Raw genomic sequence first — 24,457 nt, forward strand, 5'->3', positions numbered from 1 at the left:
CGTGGCCGCGCTCGAGGTCGTGCTCGCGACCCACAACGCGCACAAGGTCGCCGAGTTCCAGCGCATCCTGGGCGAGCGGATGCCCGGCATCACCGTGCTGCCGTACGACGGGCCCTCGCCCGTCGAGGACGGCACGAGCTTCGCCGAGAACGCGCTCATCAAGGCGCGCGCGGCGGCGCTGCACACGGGCCGGATCGCGCTCGCCGACGACTCGGGCATCGGGGTCGACGTGATGGGCGGTGCGCCCGGCATCTTCTCGGCCCGCTGGGCGGGCCACTCGGCCGGCGATGTCGAGAACGTGCGGCTGCTGCTCGCGCAGCTCGGCGACGTGCGCCGGCCGAACCGCGGGGCGGCGTTCCACTGCACGATCGCGGTGGTCGTGCCGGCTGCGCTGACGGGCTCCGGCACCGATGACGAGTTCGTCGCCGAGGGGCTGTGGCGCGGCGCGCTCGCCTACGAGCCGCGGGGCTCGCACGGCTTCGGCTACGACCCCGTGTTCGAGCCCGAGGGGCACGAGGTCACCGCGGCCGAGCTGCTGCCCGAGCAGAAGAACGCGATCAGCCACCGGGCCCGCGCCTTCGAGGCGCTCATCCCCGAGCTCGAGCGCATCGCGGCCCGGGTCCGCACCGCGGCCGAGTAGCCCGCGGTCGGTTCGGGCGCCTCGGCGACGGGCCGGCCTCAGCCGGTGATGAAGGCCGTCACCCGGTCGGCGAAGGCGTTGAACGCCGTGCCGGTCGTGAGCATGGCCCAGCCGTGGCCGACCCCGTCGGCGATGATCGTGACGTCGTCGCTCGCGGTCGCGTCGGCGAGCTGCTGCAGCTCGTCGACGCCGACGGTCGTGTCGTCGGGCGCGACCGCGAGCAGGATCGGCGCCGTGAGCGCGGGTGCGTCGTCGAGCGAGTCGTAGCCGCGGAAGGCGAGCGGTCCGGAGAGGTCGACGACCCCGTCGAGGACACCGTCGTCGCCGTCGCGCCCGCCCGCGACGATCGCCGCGGTGCCGCCCATCGAGGCGCCCACCACGACCACCCGTTCGGCGCCGTGCTCGCGCGCCCACTCGGCGGCGGCGAGGATCGCATCGGCGCCGTCGTCGACGACGTGGTTCGCCTCGCGGGGGCACTCGGTCTCGCCGTAGCCGCACGAGTTCACGAGCAGCACCTGCACGCCCCGCTCGGCGAGCGTCGAGGCGTAGGGCCAGAACCCGCACCCGTCCTGGTTGCGCTGGTGCGCGAAGATCGCCGTCGTCGCGCCCTCGCCCGCGACGCCCACGTCGAAGCTCGCGTCGCCGACGGGCAGCCGCATCGCGGTGGACTCGACGCCGGTGTCGCCGCAGCGCTCCGACGGCGGCAGCGGCTCCGACGGGGCGGCGTCGGCGGGCGAGGCCGGCGCGGCCGCCTCGTCGGACGCGGCCGCGCCGCCCGGGTCGGAGCCGGCCGCGCATCCGGAGAGCGCGGCGACGAGGCATCCTAGGGTGAGAGCGAGTGCGATGGCGGGCGTGCGACGCGACGGCATGCCCCGCAGCCTAGGGCCGGGCGGCGACGGGCCGCGACCCCCGGCCGACCCGCTGCCGCGCCCGCGGCGGCTGCCATGCCGATGAGAACGCGACTCATTCCTGATTGGCCGAACGGGCCCTCGGGCCCCTGCGGGCGACCTACGCTGGAAGGGACATGGCACACGATCACTCCCACGACCACGCGGCGACCGCGAATCGCACCCGCCTCGGGACCGCGATCGCGATCATCGGCGCCTTCGTCGTCGTGCAGGTCGTCGGCGGCCTCGTGAGCGGCTCGCTCGCGCTGCTCGCCGACGCGGGACACATGACGAGCGATCTCATCGGCCTCGTCGTCGCGCTCGTCGCCGCGTTCGTCGCCGCGCGGCCGGCGACCGACCGGCAGACCTACGGGTTCCGCCGTGCAGAGGTCTTCGGGGCGCTCATCAACGGGGTCATCCTCATCGTCGTCGCGGTGAGGGTGACGATCGGCGCGATCGGGCGCCTCGTCACGGGCGCCGAGGGCGAGGCGCACGAGGTGCAGGGCGGCCTGATGCTCGCCGTCGCCGTGGTCGGGCTCGCCGCGAACATCGCCGCGATGCTCGTGCTGCGCGGCGGCGCGAAGGACTCGATCAACCTGCGCGGCGCGTACCTCGAGGTGCTCGGCGACACGATCGGCTCGGCGCTCGTGATCGTCGCCGCGATCGTCATCCTGCTGACCGGGTGGAGCGCCGCCGACCCGATCGCCTCGCTCGGCATCGCCGCGCTCATCGTGCCGCGCGCGCTGTCGCTCCTGCGCGACGTCGTGCGCGTGCTCAGCGAGGGCGCGCCGGCCGAGACGGATGTCGCGGAGATCCGCGAGCACATCCTCCGCACGCCGGGCGTGGTCGCCGTGCACGACGTGCACGTGTGGCAGATCACCTCGGGGCAGCCGGTGTTCACGGCGCACGTCGAGGTCGAGCCCGAGGTCTTCGAGACGGGGCGCACGGGTGCGCTGCTCGACGAGCTCGGCGGATGCCTCAGCGAGCACTTCGACGTCGCGCACTCGACGTTCCAGCTGGAGCCCGGCGGCCGCGCCGAGCAGGAGCAGGGCTCGCACTGCTGAGCCTCGCCCCGCCCACGACGACGAATGCCCCGGGGCTGCCGCAGGCGGCGGCCCCGGGGCATGCTCGAGGATTCGACGGTCAGTGCTCGTCGTGCTTGGGGCCGCGCTCGAAGACGTCGGCGTCGAGCACGAGCTGCTCGGCCTCGGCCTCGTCGGTGATGACGTCTTCACCGGCGGCGGCGGCCTTCTTCGCCTTGCGGCGCTCGCTGAGGTAGTGCCACAGGGTGACGAGCGCTGTGCCGCCGACGGCGGCGAGGAGGATCAGGTCGATGTACTCCTTCACGAGGTCGGCGACGAAGGGGATGAACCCGATCGCGTAGCCGAACATCGTGAGGCCGAAGCCCCAGAGCACCGCGCCGATGAAGTTGTAGAGCGTGTACTTGCCCTTGGGCATGTGCCCGACGCCCGCGGCGACCGGCGCGAAGGTGCGCACGATGGGCACGAAGCGGGCGAGGATGATCGTCAGGCCGCCGAAGCGCTCGAAGAAGGCGTTCGTGCGTTCGACGTTCTTGACGCTGAACAGCCCCGACTCTTTGCGTTCGAAGATCGTCGGACCCGCCTTGTGGCCGATGTAGTAGCCGACCTCTCCGCCGAGGAACGCGGCCAGGCCGATGAGCAGCGCGACCCACCACACGCTGATGCCGAACACGCCCTCGGGCGAGCCGGGCAGCGGGTGCGAGAGCAGGCCCGAGATCACGAGCAGGGTGTCGCCCGGCAGCAGGAAGCCGACGAGCAGGCCCGTCTCGGCGAACACGATGCCGCACACGACGAGCAGTGCCCAGGGGCCGGCCCCGGCGATGATCGTCTCAGGATCGAGCCAGGGGATGAGTGCGGTGTGGACCATGTGCGGTGGCTCCAGTCGTCGGACCCGGCGCCGTGCTTACGGCACGGCGTGGTCAGCAGGCGGCGGGGTTTCGTTGCAGTTTACCGAGCGCTCGCCGAGCGCGGCATCCCACTGCAGGATGACCCGTGCCTCCCTCCGCGGAGTGATCGCCCCCGCCCGCGACCGTGCGGCGCGGGTCAGGCCGCGAGCGCGTCGAAGATCGCGCCGTTGAGCCGGAACGAGTTGCGCACCTCGTCGATGAGGGCGTCGACCTGCGCCGGCTCGAGGGCGAGGGCGTTCATCGCCTCGCGGTAGCCGCGCTTGTACCGCACGACGCCCTCGTCGGCGGCGATGTCGAAGCGGTAGAAGGCGAGCTGCTCGGGCGTCGCGCCGTAGTGGCGGGCCACGAGGCGCGCGATGGCCTGGCCGCCCGAGAGGTCGCCGAGGTAGCGCGTGTAGTGGTGCGCGAGGAAGCGCACGTCGTCGTCGGCGAGGGCGCGGAGGTGCGCCGCGTACTCGGCGGTGGCGGGCAGCGCCGGGTGAGTCTCGCGCCAGTCGGCGGCGCCGAGCGCCGCGAGGTCGGACTCGATGGCCGCCATGCGCGCGAGCTCGGGGTCGAAGACCGCGGGGTCGCCCTCGCGGATGCCCCGGGCCTCGAGCGCCTCGTAGACCCACGCGAACTGCGCGAGGTAGCGGGTGTAGTCGTCGAGCGTCAGCTCGCCGCCCATGAGCTCGGTGATGAAGCCGCGCGACTCGGTGGCACGGTGGTCGTCGGCCGAGGCGGCGCGCACGAGGGCGGCCACGTCGAGCGGTTCGGCCGCGTCGTTCTCGGCTGCGAGGGAGCTCGGGGCGGCGGTGGTGGTGACGCTCGACATATCGGTCCTTCGGGTGGAGAGGTTCGGCAGGGACACAGGTAAGGCTTACCTTACCGTGCAGGAGTCGGGATTTCAGCACCTGTGTCGGACGTCGGGCGTAACGTCGCCGCCATGCGCTACGGATTCATCTACCCGGGCAGCGATCCCGAGGTCGCGGTCGAACTCGCCGAACTCGCCGAGCGGCACGGCTGGAACGGCTTCTTCGTCTGGGAGGGCATCTGGGCGACCGACCCGTGGTCGGTGCTCGCGGCGGCGGCCATGCGCACGAGCCGGGTGCGGCTCGGCACCATGCTCACGCCCGTTCCGCGCCGGCGCCCGTGGGAGCTCGCCGGCCAGACGATGACGGTCGACCGGCTCTCGCGCGGGCGGGTGACGCTCTCGGTCGGGCTCGGCGTGCCCGAGGAGGCCGAAGACCGCTTCTGGATCTTCGAGCACGACCCGGGCCGGCGCGAGCGCGCCGAGCTGCTCGACGAATCGCTCGAGCTGCTGCCGAAGCTCTGGCGCGGCGAGCCGTTCGAGCACGAGGGCCCGCACTACACGGTGCGTCGCGCCGACGCGATGCTGCCGCTGCCGCCCGTGCAGGCGCGCATCCCGATCTGGGCGGTCGGGCTCTGGCCGAGCACGAAGTCGATGCGCCGCGTCGCCCGGCTCGACGGCTGGCTGCCGAACTTCGCCCCGCCCGGTGAAGGCGCCGCCGGCCCCGACGCCCAGCGCGAGCTGTTCACGCCCGCGATCGGCGCCGAGGCGATGGCCTGGCTCACCGCCGAGCGCGAGCGGCTCGGGCTCGCCGACGCCCCGTTCGACTGGGTGCAGGAGGGCACGACCGCCGGCGTCGACCCGGCGGCCGATGCGGCTGCGGTGCGACCCTGGGCCGAGGCCGGGGCGACGTGGTGGCTCGACACCGACTGGTCGGTGCCGGCCGAGCGCATCACGGAGTACTCGCGCGAGCGGGTCGCGGCGGGGCCGCCGCGGGTCGACTGAGTCGACGACGAGGTGGCGCATCGCCCCGTCTGGGTGCACCCTGGGTTCCGCCCGACCGACGAAATCGCGTAGCCCCACCGAGGCGATCCGTGAGATCCTCCTCAGCATGCGCCGCTCTGTGATCCTCGGGATCGTCGGAATCATGCTCGTCGCGGCCTCCGCGATCGGATGCGTCGTCGACCGGATCCACTGGGCCGGGATTCCCGAGATGGCGTTCGCCCAGCCCTGGCAGGGTCCTGCCATGTTCGGCCTCCTGTCCGTCGTCTCGGTGCTGGCGGGCTTCATCGGGATGCTCCTGATCGGAATCTGGATCGGGGAGGCGTCGGCTCGTCGGCGCCGACGGTGAGATTCGCGGAATACTCCCAACAGAGGCAGTGTGAAGTGATGGCCTCGGCGACGGGCCATGAGGCCGGAGTACGGCGACGGCGATCTCGCGGTTTGCCCATACCCTCGACGAGGATGCAGCAGCCTCAAGAACGGTCTGGGCACTTGCGCCCAGACCGTTCTTCGCATCAGTCGGTATCAGCTGCGACGAAATCAGCCCGTCGTCGATACCGAGGCATCGTCGATGACGAACGAGGTCTGCAGCGAGTAGTCCTCCGCACCGGTGAAGGTCAACGTGACCGTCTTACCGGCGAACGCGCCGAGCGAATAGCTCTTCGCCGTGTAGTTGGCTTCGTTGAGGTTCGACCACTGTGCGAGGGTCGTTGCTGCCCCGCCTGCCGGGGTGGCCGTGAGCTTCAGCGTGTCGTACGCGTTCGCGAGGTTCTCGGCCGAATCGATGCGCAGCCAGAATCGCAGCGTTGCGTTCGTGCATCCGGCAGGCACGGTCACCGTCTGAGACAGGGTCTCGGTGTTTGCCGATCCGAAGCCGTTCAGCCACGCCTTCCAACTGCCGGTGCGGGGAGGTTGAAGGGTAGTGCGGTTGTCGACGACGCCGGAGCTCGCGGTCCACGGTGAGGCCGTGCCGGTCTCGAATCCGCCGTTGCCGATCAGTTCAGCAGCTGTGCAGCTGCTGCCGCCTCCACCGCCGGCCATCTGGGCGAGCTTGTTCGACTGCACGACCGCGTTGCTCCACGCGAACTCGTTGTTGTCGCTGAACACGTAGTAGCTCGACCCGTTCGGCATGAGCGCCACCGTGATGCCGCCAAATCCCGACATGAATGGTACGGAGAACGGGTTTGTGAAGGAGGCGTTGTCTGCGGTCGTGAACTCACGTGCCCAGAACGCGTTGTTGTAGCGGAACGGCACCGACCCGGAAGTTGTCACTCCACGATCGGCCGAATCGCGTTGAAGGGTCGCGTCGAGCAGGCCGGGATGCAGAAGCTGTTGACCGCCGGCGACGCCGTCATCGACGGTGAGAAGCTTCGCCATCTTGGCGATGTCATCTCGAGTCCAGAACATGCCGTAGCCGCCGAACGCTGCACCGGTCGCGGAGTTATCGGTGCGGAGGGTGGTCAATGCGTCCGGGCCGATCTTCGCAGGCTTGAGCACCTCGTCGCGGAACATCGCGAAGATCTCCGCGCCGGACCCGGCGCGATCCTTCAGCAGGTCGTCCATCGCCCGTGTCGCGAGGAAGGTGTCAGACGTGTGATAGGTCCAGACGCTCCCGGGCGTCGTCTTGTGCGGGAAGGACAGCGCGGTCGACATCTTCTGGGTGTAACCCTCCGCGGTGAAGAAGTCGAGCATCGTCGAGCCCGATTCGTCCACTTCGTAGTCGGCTGAGGTGTAGTTGCCTGTGGCCATGTCGAGCGCATGGTTGATCGTGACGCCGTTCCAGGCGGTGAGTCCCGATGCTTCGGTGACGTGGTCCTTCACGAGCTCGTTGGCGACTTCGGCCCCGTATTTCTGTGCGAGGCGCATGAGCGCGACTCCGCCGAACGCGGACTTGGCCGTCGAGTACGACGGGAGGAGGAGTTGCCCGCAGAACGGGTATGCACCCTGCCGGGTCGGGCAGTCACCGACGTAGTTGGTGCCGTTGTAGAAGAACCCGTACGTGCTGAGGGCGCTCGCAGTTATGCCGCCGCCGAACGCAGAGAGGTCGACCCCGGCAGTCGGGTTGTCGGTCGCGAGTGCGGCGATCGGCTTGGTCGGTAGCCGGTCGGCGACCTCCGCTGCGTAGGCGTTGCGCACGACATCCGGTGAGGCGACGCCGCCGGCGGTGTAAGTAGCTCCGACTTGACCCCAGAGATCGAACTGGAAGTACTCGCACGTCTCACTGGTCACCTGGTAGCGCACCTTCGACACCGAGGTAGTGGTGAACAGAAAGCTGAGGACGCCGTTGTGCACGCAGTTCGCATTGCGTTCGATCAGCGCGAACGGGAGGGCGGCGCGGGTCTGGCCCCCGTCCCCGTTCTCCTGCCAGGCGCGGCCGGGGCCGACCGCGAGGTTCCAGTACGGGCTGCCGGTTATCTGCACGCCCCGGACCAGGGGCACCAGATGGCTGCCGTTCTGGACCAGTTGCACCGAGAATGGCGGCAAGTGCTTGAGTGCTTCGGTGCCGGCATAGCCGTACGGGTCCTTCAGCGCCGTGAAGCCGCCGGCGGTCGCGACCCCGTTCAAGGTGAGCGTTCCCTCGAAGGCATTGGTCGGCGGCGCGGCGGCGGTTGGCAGTGCGAATGCACTGTTGGCGACGGTCGCCGCCGGGGCGGTCGTGGAGGTCAGCTGAGCCGCGGTCAGCACTGACCGGGTCACAGCACCGGACCCAGTAAGCGGGTCACCTGGCACCGGAGTCGCAGCAGCGGACGCTGGAGCGACTCCAAGTCCGAGGACGGACGCCGCAGCCAACGCGATGATGGCTGCGGCGGAGAATGTTCGACGCATCTGCGTTCCTTTGTTCGAGTGGACAGCTCAGTAGTTCGAGTCGAGAGGTGTTCGGGGAGCTCAGCCGGCGACGGGCAGGGCGACGTCGTCGATGACGAACCAGGTCGCTCGGCGCAGGTTCTCGCTGCCGTTCAAGGTGATCGTGATCGTCTGGCCGGCATAATCGCCGAGCGGCACCGTCTCGAGCGTGTAGTCCTGGGCGTCCTGGTTCGTCCACCGGACGAGGCGCGTGGTGCTGCCGGTGGCATTGGTCACGTTGAGGTCGAGCTTGTCGTAATTGTTCGCGAGGACTTCCTCGGTGACGATCCGTAGCCAGAGTCGCAGCGTCGCAGTGCTGCAGCCTGCTGGGATTGTCACGGTCTGGCTCAGCGATGCGGTGCTCCCGCCGTCACCGACACCGTTCATCAGTGCCTTCCATGAGCCGGAGTGCGCTGGCTGCACGGCGGTGCTGCCGTCGATGACCCCGGCGGATGCCGTCCATGGTGCGGCGTTCCCCGTCTCGAAGCCACCGTTGCCGATTGCGTCGGCGGCGCTGCATCCGCCGCCACCGGATCCACCGCCCTCGACCATCGGGGCGAGCTTGTTGGATTCCATCACGGTGGCTGACCAAGCGAATTCGTTGTTGTCGCTGAAGACGTAGTAGCTGGAGCCGTTCGGCATGAGCGTGACCGTGATGCCCCCGTACCCCGACATGAACGGCACCCAGAACGGCGAGGCGTAGGCGGGGTCGTCGCTGCTGTCGAAGTCGAGCGCCCAGTATCCGTTGTTGTACTTGAACGGTGTGGTGCCACTCGTGGTGAGGCCGCGGTCGACGGGGTCGCGTTGCAGGCTCGCATCGAGGAGGCCGGGGTGCAGCAACTGCTGACCGTCGGCGATGCCGTCGTCGGCCGTCAGGAGTTTCGCGACTTTCGCGATGTCGTCCTGGGTCCAGAACATCCCGTACCCGCCGAAGGGAGCACCGTTCGGTGAATTGTCGGTGCGCAGCGTGGTGAGGGCATCGGGTCCGACCCCAGCAGGTTTCAGCACTTCGTCGCGCAGCATCGAGAAGAGGTCGACGCTCGCGCCCGCCTGGTCCTTCAGCAGGTCATCCATCGCGCGCGTCGCGAGGAAGGTGTCGGAGGTGTGGTAGTTCCATTTCGTGCCAGGCGGCGCCTTGCGCGGGAACGAGAGGGCGACGGACATCTTGTCCGCATACGCCTCAGCATCGAAGAAGTCGAGCATGACCGCGCTCGATTCGTCGCGCTCGAAGAGGGCCGAGTTGTAATTGCCGGTCGCCATATCGAGTGCGTTGCCGATGGTGACACCGCTCCAGGCCGCCCCGCTCGCCCCGGGGATGTGAGCGGATATCGTCTCGTTCGCGACGGTCTGTCCGTACTTCTGTGCGAGCCGCATGAGCCCGATGCCGCCGAAAGCGGACTTGGCCGTCGAGTACGAGGGCAGCAAGAGCTGACCGCAGAACGGGTAGGCGCCTTGTCGAGTCGGGCAGTCCCCGACGTAGTTGATGCCGTCGTAGACGAAGCCGAATGTGCTGAGAGCGCTCGGAGTGACACCCGAGCCGAACACCGAAGGGTTGACTCCCGTGCCCGGATGATCAGTCGCGAGTGCCGCAATCGGCTTCGTCGGGAGTCGACCCGCGACTTCGGACGCATATGCGCTCCGGATCCCGTCGGCGTCGGGGATGCCGCCGGGACTGTAGCTCGCGTCGACCTGCCCCCAGAGGTTGAACTGGAAGTACTCGCACGTCTCACTCGTCACCTGGTAGCGCACCTGCGAGACGGTCGTCTGGTCGAACAGGAAGCTGAGCAGTCCGTTGTGCACGCAGTTCGCGTTGCGCTCGATGAGTGCGAATGGCAGGGCCGCGCGAGTACGGCCACCGTCGGCGGTTTCGCTCCACGCCCGTCCGGCTCCGACCTGGAGGTTCCAGACCGGGCTGCCGGTGAACTGCAGACCGCGGGCGACCGGTACGAGGTGGCTTCCGTTCTGCACCAGCTGGACCGAGAACGGCGGCAGATGCTTCCGGGCTTCGACGGCGTCGTAGTTCGCGGAGTCCTTCACTTTCGCGAACCCGCCGGCGGTCGCGACGCCGTCCAGCGTGAGCGTGCCCTCGAACGAGGCGAGCGGGGCAGCGGCGTCAGAGGGGAGCGCGAAGGCACTGTTCGGGATGACGCTCGTCGCAGTGCCAGCCGTGAGCTGCGCTGCGGTCAGCAAAGTTCGCGGTGCAGCGCCTGAACCTGTGAGCGGATCGCCCGGAACCGGGGTGGCGGCTGCCGCCGCCGGCGGCGCGATTCCGATGAATGCGGACGCTACGAGCGCCGCGGTGACGAGGATGGGGGTGGAACGACGCACGGGATCTCCTTCAGGCCATTCGGAAGGGACGGTTCGAACGTTGCCCAGTGTGGCCGTGCACCCGTGATTCGTCCACGACCTCTTCGGCCCCAATCCGATGCTCAGCGGGCATCGTGAGGCGAGGGAGTTCCTCAGGCTGTGGTCAACCCTGGTTCGGCGGATACGTCTCGACGAGGAATCGCTCCAGCTCGTCGACGCACTGCTCGATCTGCGTACTTGCGTAGTGCATCTCATCCCAGACGCCGAACAAGGTGATGACGAGTGGGCCGGTGGTGGTATCGATCGGGAGTGTGGTGAGCCCGAAGCGAGGATCGTCGGACAGGATGCAGATGCCGCGACCCGCGGCGGCGAGCGCCTGCGCAAGCGGGGGTGACTCTGTCTCCAGGGCTGCGGTGAACCTGAGGCCGGCACGCGCAGCGGCCGAATCGAACATCTGCCGGACGCCGTGGGCACGGCTCATCACGACGAGTGGCTGTTCCACCAGATCGGCGATGTCCACGATTTCGCGGGAGGCGAGCGGATGATCCCGGCGCATCTGCGCCCAGAGGAACGCCTGCCCGACCACCTTCGCGCGAAGCTCGGACGGCGGGATCCGTGTACCGACCGCGAAGTCCGCACGACCGCTCACAACAGCGCTGTAGACATGCTCGGGCATCGTCTCGACGACGTTGCCGATCACGCCCTCTCGGCCGGAGCGAACGATGAATGGAGCGACGATGTCCGCGGCGGTCGTCGGGGCGGCGACGACCGTCAAATCCGAGGTCTTCCCCCTCGAGATCGCTGACGCGGTCGCGGCAGCCTGGGACGCCCGACCGACGAGGTCCTCCGCGACCGGGCGGAAGCGGCGGCCAGCAGCGGTGAGCGCAAGTCCTCGCGCGGACCGCTCGAACAATTCGAACCCGAGGTCTTGTTCGAGGCGCCGTATCTGGCGGCTCAGCGACGGCTGCGCCACCCTGAGAACCGCCGACGCGGCGTGCAAGGTTCCGGCATCACATACAGCGAGGAAGTAGCGCAGCAGGCGCAGGTCCATCGATACCTCCCGGGCATCACTTCGACGGAATCTAGGTATTGGCGTGTTAAGGATTGCTCTCCATAGACTGGCCGAACTTCGCCGCAGAAGACACCCCCGGGCGGCGAATCCAGATCTGGAGGCAGACATGGCAACCACCCGAGCGCGACGTCTTCGCGCACATGCATTCCTCGCTCTCGGAGCCGCCGGCGTCGTCGGCCTCGCGGGCTGTACAGCAGGCGGCGGCGCCGCGAACGCGGACGCCGACACGTCGGTGCTGAGCGTCGCCGCATCGGCGGCCATCACCACGTGGGACCCGGTTCGCTCGTTCTCGACCGAGGCGCTCTACCTCGGCAACGTCTACGAGCCGCTCCTCTGGAAGAATGCCGAAGGTGCCGCCGAGGACTTCACCCCCGGCATCGCCGAATCGTGGGAGACCAGCGAGGACGGCCTCACCTGGACGTTCACGATCCGCGAAGGCGCAACGTTCCACGACGGCGAGCCCGTCGACGCCGAAGCCGTGAAGGCAAGCATCGAGGCGGCGAAGGACCACGCCGGCGCATCGTTCATCTGGGCGCCGCTCGAGTCGATCGAGGCGACCGACGACCGCACCGTCGTCATGCACCTCTCGTACTCCGCCCCCATGGACCTCGTCGCCGCTTCGACCTACGGTGCCTGGATCGTCTCGCCGAAGGCGCTCGCGGCCTCGGCCGACGACGAGCAGTACTTCGAGCAGGGCATCGACGCGGGCACCGGCCCCTACACGGTGAAGTCGTACACCCCCGGCGAGAAGGTCGTGCTCGAGGCCTACGACGACTACTGGAACGACGACGCCGCACCGACCTACGACATCGTCGACATCGAGATCACTCCCGACGCGGTCACCGCGCAGCAGATGCTCACCTCAGGCGAGGTCGACCTCGCCACGAATCTGCCGCTCGAGAACGTCGACACCGTCGCCTCCGACCTCGGCACCGAGGTGCGCACCGCGAACTCGCCATTCAACTTCGTCGGGTTCTTCAACACCACGCGGCCGCCGCTGGACGACCCCAAGGTGCGCCAGGCGCTCAGCTACGCCGTCCCGTACGACGACGTCATCGAGGTCGGCGGCCAGGGCTACGGCACGCAAGCCCACGGTCCCGTGCCGAAGGGCATCTTCCCTTACTCCGAAGACGTGCCTCAGTACACGCAGGACCTCGACAAGGCCAAGTCGCTCCTGGAGGAGGCGGGCCACGGCGACGGGCTGAAGCTCACCCTCACCTACGCCTCGGAGAACTCGTCTGAGGCGCGATTCGTGCCGCTCATCAAGGACGCGTTCGCCAAGATCGGCGTCGAGCTCGACGTGCGTGCCGAACTGTTCAACCAGCAGTGGGAGAACGCCAAGGCGGACCCGGCGACGGCGCAGGACATCTTCGTCGTCTACTACTGGCCGACCTACAGCGACGCCGGTGCCGACAACCTGTACTCGCTCTTCCACTCGAGCGACGCCCCGTTCTTCAACCTCAGCTACTGGAAGAACGGCGAGTACGACGCCCTCGTCGAGGAGGCCGGAACACTCACCGGCAGCGACCGGGACGCCGCGCAGGGGAAGTACGAGGAGGCCATGAACCTGCTCGTCGACCAGGCGCCCGGCTTCTTCCTCTACGACGCGCAGGCCGTGACCGTGGCGCCGCCCGCGCTCGAGGTCCCCGACTTCAACGAGAACTACCCGTTCACGACGTTCTTCGCACCCATCACACCCGCGAGCTGAGCCCCACCCCTCGAGACGGGCGGGCCGACTAGGTCCGCCCGTCGCACCCCTCACCCTTGCGCCACCCAGGAGACCCCATGTTCCGCTTCCTCGCCGCCAGGCTCGGGACCGCGGTGCTCGTTCTCGTCGTGCTCACGCTCGTCGTGTTCGTGCTCTCTCGCGTCATCCCCGCCGACCCGGCGGTCGTCTACGCCGGCCCGAAGGCGCCGCCCGAAGAGCTCGCCCGCATCCGTGAGAAGTTCGGCTTCGACCAGCCCCTCTTCATGCAGTACTTCTCCTACCTCGGCGGACTCGTCACCGGTGACTGGGGCGACTCGCTCGCCACCAAGCGCCCCGTGCTCGACGAACTCGCGACCCGCCTGCCAGCCACCCTCGAGCTACTCTTCGCCGCCATGCTCGTCGCCGTCGTCTTCGGCATCGTCCTCGGCGTGGTCGCGGCGAAGCGACCGGGCAAGGCGCTCGATGGGACGATCCGCTTCCTGGCGATCGGCGGGGTGTCGATTCCTGCGTTCTGGCTCGGCCTTCTGCTGCAGGTGCTCTTCGTCGGCAACCTCGGATGGCTGCCCGCGACGGGCCAGTTCTCAACCGAGGTCGAGTACGTCTCGCCGATCACCCACGTCACCGGGTTCGCGCTCTTCGACAGCCTCATCACCGGCAACTGGACCGCCTACGCCGACGGTGTCGCGCACCTCATCCTGCCCGCCATCACGCTGGCGGCCTACCCCCTCGGGCTCATCGCCCGCATGACCAGGGCCTCGATGCTCGAGGTCATGGGCCAGGACTTCGTCTTCACCGCGAACGCCTACGGGCTGCGCGACGCCATGATCCGCTGGCGGCTCGCCCTGAAGAACGCACTACCGCCCACGATGACGATCATCGGCCTCGCCGCGGCGTACACGCTCACCGGCACCTTCTTCGTCGAGGTCGTCTTCAACTGGCCCGGTATCGGGCAATTCGCCGCGGGAGCGATGCTCGCCGTCGACTACCCGGCGATCATGGCGATCACCCTGCTCGGTGCCGCGGGCTATCTCATCGCGAACCTCGTCGTCGACATCGTCCAGGCCCGACTCGACCCGAGGGTGACGCTCTCATGACCGCAACAACCGCTCTGCCCGCCTTCGTGCCCGTCGGCGACCGACCCGTCGGCCGAATCGTGCGAGTGCTCCGCACCGACCGCCTCGCCGCCCTCGGGCTCGCACTCATCGTGCTCGTCGTCGTGCTCGCAATCGCCGGTCCGTGGATCGCCCCCTACCCGGCGCAAGGGCATGGGGAGACCAACATCGCGACCCGCAACCTCGCCCCGAGCGCCCTGCACTGGTTCGGTACGGACCAGCTGGGCCGGGACATCCTCAGCCGCGTCATCATCGGCGCGCGCCCCGCGCTCACGATCTCGCTCTTCGTCGTCGCGGTCGCCGCGCTCGTCGGCATCCCGCTCGGAGCGATCGCCGGCTACCGAGGTGGATGGCTCGACCAGGTGCTCATGCGCGTCACCGAAGTCTTCCAAGCCTTCCCGCCGCTGCTGCTCGCCATGGTCACCGTCGCGATCCTCGGGCCGAGTCTCGCGAACGCCGGCATCGCACTCGCGATCTGCTGGTGGCCCTGGTACGCCCGACTCGTCCGCGCCGAGGCACGCTCTCTCCGCGACCGGCCGTTCGTCGAGGCTGCTCGCTCCGCCGGCGTACCCGCGTGGCGCATCCTGCCACGCCACATCCTGCGCAATTGCATGACTCCGGTGCTCGTGCAAGCGACCGTCGACGTCGGCAGCGTCGTGCTCGCCGCCGGCTCACTCGCGTTCATCGGCCTCGGCGCCCAACCGCCCGCGCCCGATTGGGGTCTCATGGTCGCCGAGGGTCGCGGGCAGATCTTCACCGCCTGGTGGATCTCGACCTTCCCCGGTCTCGCGATCTTCGTCACCGTGCTCGGATTCAATCTCCTCGGCGATGCGCTCCGCGACCTCTTCGACCCCCGACAGGTGAAGCGATGACCAACCACAACTCGTCCGAACTTCTCCGAATCGAAGACCTCGAGATCACCTTCCAAGAACGCGGCACACTGACGAACCGTCCACTGCGCGGGGTAACACTCGCCGTGGACCCGGGTGAAATCGTCGGCATCGTCGGCGAGACCGGGTGCGGGAAGAGCCTCACCGGACTCGCAGTGCTCGGCCTGCTGCCGAAGGGGGCGGTGCCGAGCGGTCGCGTGCTGATCGATGGAGTCGAGCAGTCCTTCGACGGTCGCGGCGCCGCGCGCGGCAACGACATCGCCATCGTGTTTCAGAATCCCGGCACCGCATTCAACCCGGTCTTCACGCTCGGCCGTCAGATGGGCGATGTCGTCGCCCGGCATCGCCGGCTCAACCGTGCCGCCGCGAAGGCGCATATCGTGAACTACCTCGAACAGGTCGGACTGCCCGACCCGGAACGGGTGTTCGCGAGCTACCCGCACGAACTCTCGGGCGGCATGCTCCAACGCGCGATGATCGCGATGGCCCTGCTCTGCGAGCCGAAACTCCTCATCCTCGACGAGCCCACGACCGCGCTCGACGTGACGATCGCGAAGCAGATCCTCGAACTCGTGCTGTCCCTGCGCGACCGCTTCGGATTCGGGGTGCTGCTCATCACGCACAACCTCGGCGTCGTCCGCGAGGTGTGCGACCGCATCGCGGTGCTCTACGCGGGACGGGTCGTCGAAACCGGTCCGACCGACGCCGTGCTTGCGACTCCCGCCCACCCCTACACTCGCGGACTTCTCGGCGCGCTTCCCGCCCGCCACCGGCCGGGACAGCCGCTCGACGCGATTCGCGGCGCGGTGCCGGGGAACCTGCTCAGCCTCGCCGGCTGCTCGTTCCGGGAGCGTTGCCCTATCGCGGTGGATGCATGCGCAACAGTCGACCCTGGGCTCGATCCCGTCGCGCCACTCCATGAGGCTGCCTGCATCCTGTCGACCGGTGTCGATGGAGCACACTCCGTCGAAGGGAGCCACGCATGAACGCGATGCTGAGCGTCCAGAACATCGTGAAGACCTACCGAGCACACGGTACCGAGGTGCGCGCCGTCGACGGCGTCTCCTTCGAAGTCGAGGCCGGCACGACCTTCGGACTCGTCGGCGAGTCCGGCTCCGGCAAGAGCACCATCGCGAGATGCGCGCTGCGTCTCATCGAGCCGGATTCCGGCGGCTCGAGCATCGACGGTGAACCGATCGGCAATCTGCGCGGCCGAGTGCTGCGCGAGCTCCGGGCACGCACCGGCATGGTCTTCCAGAACCCCGTCGCCGCACTGAATCCGCGACTCACGATCGAGCAATCGATCGGCGAGCCACTGCGCACGCACACGCGACTGCGACGGCAGGCACTGGCGCATCGGGTCAACGAGTTGCTCGACGAGGTCGGCCTCGCGCGAGCTCACGCCAACCGGCTCCCGCACCAACTTTCAGGCGGGCAATGTCAGCGCGTGGGCATCGCGCGGGCCCTCGCAACCCGGCCCAGACTCCTGGTACTCGACGAGCCGACGAGCGCGCTCGATGTCTCCGTACAGGCGCAAGTGTTGAACCTCCTGCAAGAGCTGAAACGCGAGCACTCGCTCAGCTACCTCCTCATCTCGCACGATCTCGACGTCGTGAGATACATGAGTGATGCAGCTGGGGTGATGCGCAGAGGCGAACTGGTCGAGGTCGGCGCCGCACGCGACGTGCTCGTACGCCCGCGGCACGAGTACACCCGACGTCTGCTGGCAGCGATGCCGGAAACCCCCGGTGCCATACCTCTCGGCGAAGTGGATACTACCCCCGCAGCGCCACCCACCGACGATCACGACCCCGACGGGTCCATCACCACCATCGACGCTCAAGAGAACAGGATCCGCCAGTGACGTCATTGCTGCCGACGGGAACCGGCCGAGGAACCCACCCACCGCGCACCGGGGCAGGCCCGATGGACGCGCCGACGCTCGAGACCTGGCAGGACGCGCCGCACAACCGTTGGGCGTTCGCCCACGTCGCAGAGCTCGTGCCGACGGCACCCATCGCACACCGGCCCGCCCGTCCGTTCGACGGCACCCCGAGAACGAACGGCCTCGCAGAGACGCTGCCCGGCATCGAGGAACGCCTCGAACAGAGCTATACGGACGCCCTCGTCGTCGTCCGCCGCGGGGAACTCGTGGCCGAGTACTACCGGGCGGGCATCACCGCGGAAACGCCGCACCTGCTGATGAGTGTCTCGAAATCCATCTGCGGACTCACCGTCGGCACCCTCGTCGACGAAGGGGCCATCGACGTTGACCGCCGCATCGACGAGTACGTGCCGGCGCTCGCCGGCAGCGCGTACGGTGACGCGACCGTGCAGCAAGTCCTCAACATGACGGTCGACGTCGAGTACGACGAGGACTACCGCAACCCCGCGTCGCATGTTCAGGCGCAGGACCGCGTCGCAGGATGGCGTCCACGACTTCCGGGCGATCCAGCTGACACGTACGCGTTCCTCGCCTCCCTGAAGGGCGGGAGCCAGCACGGTACGCACTTCAAGTACTGCTCGGCGGGTACCGACGTGCTCGCCTGGGTCGTCGAGAACGTGACGGGGCTGCGGTACGCCGACGCCGTCTCGGCGCGGCTCTGGTCGCGGCTCGGCTGCGAGCACGACGCGAGCATCACCGTCGACCCGGGAGGATTCGGTTTCGCCAACGGCGGCATCTCCTGCACCGCTCGTGACCTCGCCCGGGTGGGAGAGCTCATGCTCGGCGAAGGAATCGTCAACGGCGAACGCGTGGTGTCAGCGGAATGGGTGCGACGCACGCGCAACGGCGGCGACCCAGACGCGGCGAACGGCACCGTGTTCCAGCGGGTCCATCCGGGCGGCGCGTATTCGAATCAGTGGTGGATCACCGGCAGCGAACGCGGCGACTACTACGCGGTCGGTATCCACGGGCAATTCATCTGGGTCGACCCGTCGACCAGCACGGTCGTGGCGAAGTTCTCCTCGTGGCCCGAACCTGTAACTGAGCACTGGAATCGACTGCACGCCGAACTCTTCCGCGACATCTGCAACGCGGGAACGTAGTTCGGGACTTCGTCATGTCACAGGCCGCCGACCTCACGACCCGTCGTCCTTGGAAGGGCGCGAGTTTCGTGCCGCGATGCCGAGTCATCAGCATGCCGGGGCGCTCCAGCGCTGCCCGGAGGTCGATCGCCGGTCGACCGTCCGACGAGGTCGTCAGGGCAAGCCAGTGTCAGTCAGTCAGTCAGTGCGGAAGGAGGGACTTGAACCCTCACGCCCGAAGGCACAGGAACCTAAATCCTGCGTGTCTGCCGATTTCACCACTCCCGCGAGTGCCCGACAAGTCTATGCGCGCAGCGCCTCGCGCCGCGGCCGGAGGAGGAGCAGCACCACGACGAGCAGCGCGGTGCCGATGAGTGCGATCGGCAGGTCGAGGAACCACTGCATCACGAGGAACGGCGGCACGATCGCGAGCACGACCGCGGCGGCCGTCGCGACGGGCGAGGGCGCGCGGAACCCCGGCGGGATCGCGGTCGGCAGTCGCTCGAATCGCACGAGCAGCGGCGCGATCGCGAAGACGATGCCGAGCACGACGACGAGGGCGATGGGGCGGCTCGCCCACCATGCGGCGCTGCCGGGCTCGGGTGCTGCGCCCGGGATGAGGAGCGAGAGCCCCTCGACGACGATGATCACCGGCAGGTGCCAGAGGTACACCGTCATGGCCCGGCTGCCGACGAGGTAGACGACCGCCTGCGCGGGGCGGCGCTGCATGAGGGCGCTCAGCGGCCGGTGGAGCGCGCTCATCAGGCTGATCTGCGCGATGCCGAGCAGGGCCAGCGGCGCCGTCGGCGGGTTGAGGTTCACGAGCATGTCGGGGGAGTACCACCCGATCGCGACGAGCGGCCAGATGACGAGGTACGCCGCCGCCGCGATGCCGACGAGCGTGGCGACGCGACGCCGGCGGAACCAGCCGTCGGAGTACCAGAACCCGAGCTGCTGCACGAAGAGCCAGATGAAGAAGAGGTTCGCGAGGCCGATGGCGGCGATGCCCGTGGTGATGCGCAGGGCGTCGATCGCGACGGCGCCGGCGGCGAGCACCACGAGCGTCCTGACGGGGGCCCGCTCGTGCAGCTGCGACATCCACGGCACCGCGCACTGCGCGATGAGGAACGCCGCGAGAAACCAGAGCGGCGACCCCGTGCCGGTCGCGACGGTGTCGAGGAGGGCGGGGTCGACCCCGATGAGGGTGGCGACGCCGAGCACGACCGAGAAGAAGACGAAGAGCGGCAGTGCGGGGCCGGCGAGCCGCAGCACCCGTCCGCGGACGAAGGCGGTCGCATCGCCGCCGCGACGGCGCAGGCTGCGCCAGGCGGCGAGGGCGGTGAAGCCGCCGACGGCGAAGAAGAGCGGCATGATCTGCCCGAACCAGGTCGCGGCCGCGAACCACGGCTGCGCCTCGAGCGGTCGCGAGACGACGAGCGAGCCGTCGGGCGCGTAGCCGACGCCGATCATGAGCAGGTGGATGACGACGACGAGCAGGATGCAGGCGACCCTCGCGAGGTCGACCACGAGGTCGCGCGAGGCGAGTGCGGCCTCGGCGGCAGCCCGGTCGGCCGCGGGGGCCGAGGCTGCGGCGGGCTCTGGCGTCGACGGCGTCGACGACGTCGATCGCGGCTCTGCGGTCATGGTTCTCCGTTGCGGGCGGGTCGGGTGAGCCCGAGCCTAGCAACGCCGCGGCGCCCCTCCGCAGTGGTCGCGGAGGGGCGCCGGGCGCGTGTCGCGGGCTCAGCGCGCGGAGCGCGAGGCGTCGTGCCCGAAGAGCATGCGCGCGAGCACGAGCATCATGACGATGAAGGCGCCGACGACGGGCAGCGGAGCCCACCACCAGCCCACCGTGAAGCCGAGCACCGGCACGAGCGCGAAGGCGGTGAGCCAGATCACGGCCGAGTAGATGCCGAAGCGGGCGGCCGCGGCCGGGTCCTCCTCGAAGCGGTTGCCCGCCCGGGCGGCGTCGCGGTGCATGGTGAGCACCCACGGCTTGTGCCGGTTGGTCTGGGTCGCGCCGAGCGCGCTGAGCACCGCGATCGCGACGACCACGAGCACTGCGGCGAGCACGAGCCAGACGAGGTCGAGCCGCACCGCGACGACGGCCGCGAAGCCGAGCCCGGCCACGAGCACGCCCGTGGCGGTGCCGAAGAGCAGCGCACGGCCGGTCGGCAGCGGGTAGTTCGTCGTCGTCTCCTGGTGGAGCGCGTCGCCGGTGATCACACCGATCGCGAGGCCGAGCACCGCGGCGATCGCGATGAGCGCGCCGGTGGCGAGCGGCAGCACGGGAGTGAGCCCGAGCACGAGCGTCACGAGCGCCGCCGCGGCGACGATGCCGAGCACCACGGTGCGCACCACGAAGGCGGGCTTCGGGCGCACGCGGTGGCGTTCGGCGAGTTCGGCGGCGGATGCCCCGGGGCGCGCGCCGCGCGGTGCAGAGGCCCGCCCCGTGGCATCCGCCTCGATGCTCTCGCCCGCCGCCTCGGCGACGAGGGCGCGCACATCGCCGAGCTCGTCGACGGCGCGACGCGCGGCCTCGGCGGGGGAGGCGCCCGCGACCTCGAGCTCGGCGACCCGCGAGAGCAGGTTGTCGCGGATCTCCTCCTTCAGGTCTTGCGCCTCGGGAGTGGGGTCGATGCCGGCGAAGGCCTCGTCGAGGAGGCGGTGCACCTCGGTCGAGGTGCGGGGGCTGCGGTTGTCGCTCATCGCAGGGAGCCTTTCGTGTTCGTCGGCGCCGCCTGGCTGCCGAGCAGGGAGTCGATGATGGTGCGGGTCGCGACCCAGCTCGCCACGTTCTGGCGGAAGGCCGCGCGGCCCGCGTCGGTGATGCGGTAGTACTTGCGCCGGCCGCCCTGCGACTCGTCGCCCCAGTACGCCTCGGCGAGGCCGTCGCGCACGAGCCGGCGGTAGCTGGCGTAGAGGGTGGCCTCTTTGATCTCGTAGCCGCCGCCCGTCGCATCGCGGATGTGCTTGTAGATCTCGAAGCCGTAGCTGTCGTGCTCGCGCAGCACGCCGAGCACGATCGTGTCGGTGTGCCCGCGCAGCAGGTCGGCCGCGAAGGCGTCGCCGGAAGCCGCTGAATCTTGGATCATGTTGAGTACTGTAACAGATCAAGTACTCGATGTGAACACCATGATGGATGCCTCGTTGTGGATAACTTCGGGGCGGGGTGTCCCGGGCGCTCCATGATGGGTGCCATGTCCGACGCCGTCCGCACCATCGCCGAGCGGGTGCGCACCCGCGTGCTGCGCGACGGCGTCGACCTCGCGGGCGACGACGAGCTCGCCGCCCGCTACGCCCGCGACGAGGTGCGCCGCTACAGCGAGCGCGCGCTCGGCGGGGCGCACGCCGGCCTCGGCGACGAGCACGGCACCGCCCGCGAGGTCGTCGCCTCCCTCACCGGGTACGGTGCGTTGCAGCCGTTCTTCGACGACGACGAGGTCGAGGAGATCTGGATCAACGGCCCGACCCGCGTGTTCGTCGCCCGCGGGGGCGTGTCGGAGCTCACGACGGTCGTGCTCTCCGACCGTGAGGTGCGCGAGCTCGTCGAACGGATGCTCGCCCACACCGGCCGCCGGGTCGACCTCAGCTCGCCGTTCGTCGACGCGTCCTTGCCCGACGGGTCGCGCCTGCACGTGGCGATCCCCGATGTGGCCCGCTCCCATTGGGCGGTCAACGTGCGCAAGTTCCAGCGGCGCATCCGATCGCTCCAGTCGCTCGTCGAGCTCGACTCGCTCACACTGCAGGCGGCCGAGTTCCTCCGCATGTCGGTGCTCGCCGGGGCCAACATCCTCGTGTCGGGCGCGACGCACACCGGCAAGACGACGATGCTCAACGCGCTCATGTCCGGGGCCCGCATCGGCGACCGCGTCGTCACCGTGGAGGAGACCTTCGAGCTCGACCTCGACGTGCGCGACCTCGTCGCCCTGCAGTGCCGGCAGCCGAACCTCGAGGGCAGCGGCGAGATCACCCTCCGTCGCCTCATCAAGGAGGCGCTGCGCATGCGGCCCGACCGGCTGGTCGTCGGCGAGGTGCGCGAGGCCGAGAGCCTCGACCTCCTGATCGCCCTCAACTCCGGCGTGCCCGGCATGTGCACCATCCACGCCAACTCTGCGCGCGACGCCCTGGTCAAGCTGTGCACGCTGCCGCTCCTCGCCGGCCGCAACATCGACTCGGCGTTCGTCGTGCCGACGGTCGCGAGCTGCATCGATCTCGTCGTGCATCTCACGATCGATCGTGACGGCCGTCGCCGCGTCGCCGAGATCAGCGCTCCCACGGGCGGATGCTCCGGGGCGGAGGTCGAGACCGAGGCGATCTTCGAGACGCACGACGGGGCGCTGGTCGCAACCGGTCGCCGACCGGCGCGGCTCGAGAAGTACCGGGCGCGCGGCTTCGATCCCGGTCACGTGCTCGGAGGCCCGCGATGAGCCTCGTGCTGGGCGCAGTGCTCGGCCTCGGCCTGCTCCTCCTCGCCGCGCCGTTGCTGTGGCCGCGTCGCGACGAGCGGCGCCCCGCGTCCCGGGTGCTGGAGCAACTGCACGGCGAACTCGCGCTCGCCGGGCTCGGCAGCGTGCCGGTCGCCGTCGTCGTGGCGGTCAGCCTGATGCTCTCCCTGGTGGGCGGTGCGCTCGCGCACGCCGTCTTCGGCATCCCGTTCCTCACGGTCACCGGCGCGGCGCTCGGCGCGCTGCTCGTGCCGATGGTCGTACGCGGGCGGGCCGTTCGTCGACGAGCGGCCAATCGGGCCGTCTGGCCCGACGTCGTCGATCACCTGGTCGCATCCGTCCGCGCGGGCATGTCACTGCCCGAGAGCATCGGCGCGCTCGCCGAACTCGGCCCGGCTCCGACCCGGGCCGCCTTCGCCGCGTTCGAGCGCGAGTACCGGCGCACCGGCAACTTCTCGGCCTGCCTCGACAGCCTGAAGGCCGAACTCGCCGATCCCGTCGCCGACCGGATCATCGAGACGCTGCGCATGGCGCGCGAGGTCGGCGGCAGCGACGTGACGGCGGTGCTGCGCGGTCTCGCGGGCTACCTCCGCGAGGACGCGGCGCTCCGTGCCGAGGTCGTCGCCCGGCAGTCGTGGATCCGCAATGCCGCGCGTCTCGGCGTCGCGGCACCCTGGCTCCTGCTCCTCGTGCTCGCGTCGCGACAGGAGGCGATCTCGGCCTACGACTCGACGGCCGGGACGATGCTCATCCTGGTCGGACTCGGTGTCACGCTCATCGCGTACCGCAGCATGATCGCGCTCGGCCGCCTGCCCGAGGAGCGTCGATGGTTCACCTGAACGCGACGGCGTTGAGCCTCGCACTCGGCATCGTCGCCGGACTCGGTCTCTGGCTCATGATCTCCGCCGTGCCGCGCATCGGACGGCCCCGTCTCGCTGAACGGGTCGCCCCGTACATCGCCGATCTGTCACCGGAGGCCCGGGCCCTGCTCGCCAGGCGCCCCGCCGACCCGACCCCGGTGCTCGGTGTCGTCGTCGGACCAGTGCTGCGGTGGCTGCGCGGCGTGATCTCGTCGTGGCTCGGCGGCAACGAGATCATCGCGAAGCGTCTCAGGCAGGCCGGCTCGTCGAAGGGCGTCGAACGGTTCAGGGGCGAGCAGCTGGCCTGGGCCGCGATCGGCTTCGCGATCGGCGCGGCGCTGGCGCTCGTGGCCCCGGGATTCGGCGGCATGCCGGCGATCGTGCGGCTCACCGCGCCGTTCCTCGGAGCCGCGGTCGGCGCGGTCGCCAGGGATTGGCTGCTGCAGCGCAGCGCCCGGCGCCGCCTCGCCCGCATCTCATCTGAGCTCCCCACGGTGCTCGAGTTCCTCACCCTGAGCCTCACGGCCGGCGAGGGCATGCTCGATGCGCTCCGCCGGATGGGTGCGGCCGGAAACGGCGAGCTTTCACGCGAATTCGCCGTCGTCGTCTCGAGCGTCGGCACCGGCGTGCCCCTCGCCACGGCCCTGACCGAGCTGCGAGACGGTGTCGACCACGCGGGTCTCTCGCGGGCGCTCGACCAGGTTCTCGGTGCACTCGAGCGCGGCGCCCCGCTCGCCGCCGTGCTGCGATCGCAGGCGGGCGACGCACGCGAGGCCGCGAAGCGCACGGTGATCGAGCTCGCCGGTCGCAAGGAGATCGCCATGCTCGTGCCGCTCATCTTCCTCATCCTTCCGGTGACCATCGCGTTCGCGCTGTTCCCCGGCTATCTCGTCCTGCAGACGGGCTTCTGATGCCCGACCAC

General features: G+C 69.5%; 22 protein-coding genes and 1 tRNA gene. 13 read left to right on the plus strand and 10 right to left on the minus strand.

Going from position 1 to position 24,457, the window contains the following annotated elements:
* Position 1: 1 nt before the first annotated feature.
* The gene (gene rdgB / locus ACFVSL_RS09395; protein ID WP_386940452.1) at positions 2 to 640 is read left to right on the plus strand and encodes an RdgB/HAM1 family non-canonical purine NTP pyrophosphatase; all 639 of its coding nucleotides are present in this window, start codon (positions 2 to 4) and stop codon (positions 638 to 640) included.
* A gap of 38 nt (positions 641 to 678) precedes the next feature.
* Here the strand turns inward: rdgB and ACFVSL_RS09400 are convergent, their stop codons facing one another.
* On the minus strand, positions 679 to 1,509 hold the full coding sequence (locus ACFVSL_RS09400; RefSeq protein WP_386940454.1) for an alpha/beta hydrolase family protein: 831 nt from the start codon (positions 1,507 to 1,509) through the stop codon (positions 679 to 681).
* A 155-nt stretch (positions 1,510 to 1,664) separates the two neighbouring features.
* On the opposite strand from ACFVSL_RS09400, the gene ACFVSL_RS09405 reads away from it, so the two are divergent.
* Positions 1,665 to 2,591: a cation diffusion facilitator family transporter gene (locus ACFVSL_RS09405; protein WP_386940456.1), complete on the plus strand. Its 927-nt coding sequence runs from the start codon at positions 1,665 to 1,667 to the stop codon at positions 2,589 to 2,591.
* 79 nt (positions 2,592 to 2,670) lie between these two features.
* Here ACFVSL_RS09405 and ACFVSL_RS09410 read toward each other — a convergent pair whose 3' ends face one another.
* Positions 2,671 to 3,435 (minus strand): DedA family protein, encoded by a 765-nt coding sequence (locus ACFVSL_RS09410; RefSeq protein WP_386940457.1) that lies wholly within the window; start codon positions 3,433 to 3,435, stop codon positions 2,671 to 2,673.
* Positions 3,436 to 3,611: 176 nt separating this feature from the next.
* A complete protein-coding gene (locus tag ACFVSL_RS09415) occupies positions 3,612 to 4,289 on the minus strand; it encodes a heme oxygenase (biliverdin-producing) (RefSeq protein ID WP_386940458.1) in 678 nt (225 codons plus the stop codon).
* A gap of 111 nt (positions 4,290 to 4,400) precedes the next feature.
* Between ACFVSL_RS09415 and ACFVSL_RS09420 the strand changes: the two genes are divergently transcribed.
* Positions 4,401 to 5,270: an LLM class flavin-dependent oxidoreductase gene (locus ACFVSL_RS09420; protein ID WP_386940460.1), complete on the plus strand. Its 870-nt coding sequence runs from the start codon at positions 4,401 to 4,403 to the stop codon at positions 5,268 to 5,270.
* 106 nt (positions 5,271 to 5,376) lie between these two features.
* Positions 5,377 to 5,616 carry a hypothetical protein gene (locus ACFVSL_RS09425; protein WP_386940461.1) on the plus strand — a complete coding sequence of 80 codons (240 nt, stop codon included), beginning with the start codon at positions 5,377 to 5,379 and terminating at the stop codon, positions 5,614 to 5,616.
* Between the two features lie 191 nt (positions 5,617 to 5,807).
* Here the strand turns inward: ACFVSL_RS09425 and ACFVSL_RS09430 are convergent, their stop codons facing one another.
* From ACFVSL_RS09430 to ACFVSL_RS09440, 3 genes are all read right to left on the minus strand, one after another.
* Positions 5,808 to 7,952 (minus strand): hypothetical protein, encoded by a 2,145-nt coding sequence (locus ACFVSL_RS09430; RefSeq protein ID WP_386940462.1) that lies wholly within the window; start codon positions 7,950 to 7,952, stop codon positions 5,808 to 5,810.
* A gap of 201 nt (positions 7,953 to 8,153) precedes the next feature.
* The gene (locus tag ACFVSL_RS09435) at positions 8,154 to 10,439 is read right to left on the minus strand and encodes a hypothetical protein (protein WP_386940463.1); all 2,286 of its coding nucleotides are present in this window, start codon (positions 10,437 to 10,439) and stop codon (positions 8,154 to 8,156) included.
* Between the two features lie 142 nt (positions 10,440 to 10,581).
* Positions 10,582 to 11,469 carry a LysR substrate-binding domain-containing protein gene (locus ACFVSL_RS09440; protein ID WP_386940465.1) on the minus strand — a complete coding sequence of 296 codons (888 nt, stop codon included), beginning with the start codon at positions 11,467 to 11,469 and terminating at the stop codon, positions 10,582 to 10,584.
* Positions 11,470 to 11,596: 127 nt separating this feature from the next.
* Here ACFVSL_RS09440 and ACFVSL_RS09445 point away from each other — a divergent pair, with 127 nt between their 5' ends.
* The 6 genes from ACFVSL_RS09445 to ACFVSL_RS09470 all read left to right on the plus strand — a co-directional run bounded on the left by ACFVSL_RS09445 (position 11,597) and on the right by ACFVSL_RS09470 (position 18,248).
* On the plus strand, positions 11,597 to 13,198 hold the full coding sequence (locus tag ACFVSL_RS09445; protein WP_386940466.1) for an ABC transporter substrate-binding protein: 1,602 nt from the start codon (positions 11,597 to 11,599) through the stop codon (positions 13,196 to 13,198).
* A gap of 77 nt (positions 13,199 to 13,275) precedes the next feature.
* Positions 13,276 to 14,292, plus strand: a complete 1,017-nt coding sequence (locus ACFVSL_RS09450) for an ABC transporter permease (protein WP_386940467.1) — start codon at positions 13,276 to 13,278, stop codon at positions 14,290 to 14,292.
* Positions 14,289 to 15,182, plus strand: coding sequence for an ABC transporter permease (locus ACFVSL_RS09455; RefSeq protein ID WP_386940469.1), 894 nt, complete (start codon positions 14,289 to 14,291; stop codon positions 15,180 to 15,182). Before ACFVSL_RS09450 ends, ACFVSL_RS09455 begins: the two co-directional genes overlap by 4 nt.
* Positions 15,179 to 16,186, plus strand: a complete 1,008-nt coding sequence (locus ACFVSL_RS09460; protein WP_386940470.1) for an ABC transporter ATP-binding protein — start codon at positions 15,179 to 15,181, stop codon at positions 16,184 to 16,186. The genes ACFVSL_RS09455 and ACFVSL_RS09460 overlap by 4 nt, the downstream gene beginning before the upstream one ends.
* Positions 16,183 to 17,064, plus strand: coding sequence for an ATP-binding cassette domain-containing protein (locus tag ACFVSL_RS09465; protein WP_386940472.1), 882 nt, complete (start codon positions 16,183 to 16,185; stop codon positions 17,062 to 17,064). The genes ACFVSL_RS09460 and ACFVSL_RS09465 overlap by 4 nt, the downstream gene beginning before the upstream one ends.
* A gap of 62 nt (positions 17,065 to 17,126) precedes the next feature.
* A complete protein-coding gene (locus ACFVSL_RS09470) occupies positions 17,127 to 18,248 on the plus strand; it encodes a serine hydrolase domain-containing protein (RefSeq protein ID WP_386940473.1) in 1,122 nt (373 codons plus the stop codon).
* A gap of 185 nt (positions 18,249 to 18,433) precedes the next feature.
* Here ACFVSL_RS09470 and ACFVSL_RS09475 read toward each other — a convergent pair.
* From ACFVSL_RS09475 to ACFVSL_RS09490, 4 genes are all read right to left on the minus strand, one after another.
* Positions 18,434 to 18,515: transfer RNA gene (locus ACFVSL_RS09475), tRNA-Leu, on the minus strand.
* A 15-nt stretch (positions 18,516 to 18,530) separates the two neighbouring features.
* A complete protein-coding gene (locus ACFVSL_RS09480; RefSeq protein ID WP_386940475.1) occupies positions 18,531 to 19,871 on the minus strand; it encodes an acyltransferase in 1,341 nt (446 codons plus the stop codon).
* Between the two features lie 99 nt (positions 19,872 to 19,970).
* Positions 19,971 to 20,936, minus strand: coding sequence for a permease prefix domain 1-containing protein (locus tag ACFVSL_RS09485; RefSeq protein ID WP_386940477.1), 966 nt, complete (start codon positions 20,934 to 20,936; stop codon positions 19,971 to 19,973).
* On the minus strand, positions 20,933 to 21,322 hold the full coding sequence (locus ACFVSL_RS09490) for a PadR family transcriptional regulator (protein ID WP_386940479.1): 390 nt from the start codon (positions 21,320 to 21,322) through the stop codon (positions 20,933 to 20,935). The genes ACFVSL_RS09485 and ACFVSL_RS09490 overlap by 4 nt, the downstream gene beginning before the upstream one ends.
* Before the next feature lie 105 nt (positions 21,323 to 21,427).
* On the opposite strand from ACFVSL_RS09490, the gene ACFVSL_RS09495 reads away from it, so the two are divergent.
* From ACFVSL_RS09495 to ACFVSL_RS09505, 3 genes are read left to right on the plus strand one after another with little or no spacing between them, the layout of a single operon-like run.
* On the plus strand, positions 21,428 to 22,657 hold the full coding sequence (locus ACFVSL_RS09495) for a CpaF family protein (RefSeq protein ID WP_386940481.1): 1,230 nt from the start codon (positions 21,428 to 21,430) through the stop codon (positions 22,655 to 22,657).
* The gene (locus tag ACFVSL_RS09500) at positions 22,654 to 23,514 is read left to right on the plus strand and encodes a type II secretion system F family protein (RefSeq protein ID WP_386940483.1); all 861 of its coding nucleotides are present in this window, start codon (positions 22,654 to 22,656) and stop codon (positions 23,512 to 23,514) included. The genes ACFVSL_RS09495 and ACFVSL_RS09500 overlap by 4 nt, the downstream gene beginning before the upstream one ends.
* On the plus strand, positions 23,502 to 24,446 hold the full coding sequence (locus tag ACFVSL_RS09505; RefSeq protein ID WP_386940485.1) for a type II secretion system F family protein: 945 nt from the start codon (positions 23,502 to 23,504) through the stop codon (positions 24,444 to 24,446). Before ACFVSL_RS09500 ends, ACFVSL_RS09505 begins: the two co-directional genes overlap by 13 nt.
* Positions 24,447 to 24,457 lie beyond the last annotated feature (11 nt).

The sequence above is a fragment of the Agromyces sp. NPDC058064 genome (assembly GCF_042885275.1).
Lineage (GTDB): Bacteria > Actinomycetota > Actinomycetes > Actinomycetales > Microbacteriaceae > Agromyces.

Excerpts from the sequence above, each read along its gene's own strand:
- ACFVSL_RS09480 (WP_386940475.1), bottom strand. The coding sequence starts at position 19,871 with ATGACCGCAGAGCCGCGATCGACGTCGTCGACGCCGTCGACGCCAGAG.
- ACFVSL_RS09470 (WP_386940473.1), top strand. The coding sequence starts at position 17,127 with ATGGACGCGCCGACGCTCGAGACCTGGCAGGACGCGCCGCACAACCGT.
- ACFVSL_RS09500 (WP_386940483.1), top strand. The coding sequence starts at position 22,654 with ATGAGCCTCGTGCTGGGCGCAGTGCTCGGCCTCGGCCTGCTCCTCCTC.
- ACFVSL_RS09485 (WP_386940477.1), bottom strand. The coding sequence starts at position 20,936 with ATGAGCGACAACCGCAGCCCCCGCACCTCGACCGAGGTGCACCGCCTC.
- ACFVSL_RS09405 (WP_386940456.1), top strand. The coding sequence starts at position 1,665 with ATGGCACACGATCACTCCCACGACCACGCGGCGACCGCGAATCGCACC.
- ACFVSL_RS09440 (WP_386940465.1), bottom strand. The coding sequence starts at position 11,469 with ATGGACCTGCGCCTGCTGCGCTACTTCCTCGCTGTATGTGATGCCGGA.
- ACFVSL_RS09445 (WP_386940466.1), top strand. The coding sequence starts at position 11,597 with ATGGCAACCACCCGAGCGCGACGTCTTCGCGCACATGCATTCCTCGCT.
- ACFVSL_RS09450 (WP_386940467.1), top strand. The coding sequence starts at position 13,276 with ATGTTCCGCTTCCTCGCCGCCAGGCTCGGGACCGCGGTGCTCGTTCTC.
- ACFVSL_RS09420 (WP_386940460.1), top strand. The coding sequence starts at position 4,401 with ATGCGCTACGGATTCATCTACCCGGGCAGCGATCCCGAGGTCGCGGTC.
- ACFVSL_RS09460 (WP_386940470.1), top strand. The coding sequence starts at position 15,179 with ATGACCAACCACAACTCGTCCGAACTTCTCCGAATCGAAGACCTCGAG.
- ACFVSL_RS09455 (WP_386940469.1), top strand. The coding sequence starts at position 14,289 with ATGACCGCAACAACCGCTCTGCCCGCCTTCGTGCCCGTCGGCGACCGA.
- ACFVSL_RS09505 (WP_386940485.1), top strand. The coding sequence starts at position 23,502 with ATGGTTCACCTGAACGCGACGGCGTTGAGCCTCGCACTCGGCATCGTC.
- ACFVSL_RS09400 (WP_386940454.1), bottom strand. The coding sequence starts at position 1,509 with ATGCCGTCGCGTCGCACGCCCGCCATCGCACTCGCTCTCACCCTAGGA.
- ACFVSL_RS09410 (WP_386940457.1), bottom strand. The coding sequence starts at position 3,435 with ATGGTCCACACCGCACTCATCCCCTGGCTCGATCCTGAGACGATCATC.
- ACFVSL_RS09425 (WP_386940461.1), top strand. The coding sequence starts at position 5,377 with ATGCGCCGCTCTGTGATCCTCGGGATCGTCGGAATCATGCTCGTCGCG.
- ACFVSL_RS09465 (WP_386940472.1), top strand. The coding sequence starts at position 16,183 with ATGAACGCGATGCTGAGCGTCCAGAACATCGTGAAGACCTACCGAGCA.
- ACFVSL_RS09415 (WP_386940458.1), bottom strand. The coding sequence starts at position 4,289 with ATGTCGAGCGTCACCACCACCGCCGCCCCGAGCTCCCTCGCAGCCGAG.
- ACFVSL_RS09490 (WP_386940479.1), bottom strand. The coding sequence starts at position 21,322 with ATGATCCAAGATTCAGCGGCTTCCGGCGACGCCTTCGCGGCCGACCTG.
- ACFVSL_RS09495 (WP_386940481.1), top strand. The coding sequence starts at position 21,428 with ATGTCCGACGCCGTCCGCACCATCGCCGAGCGGGTGCGCACCCGCGTG.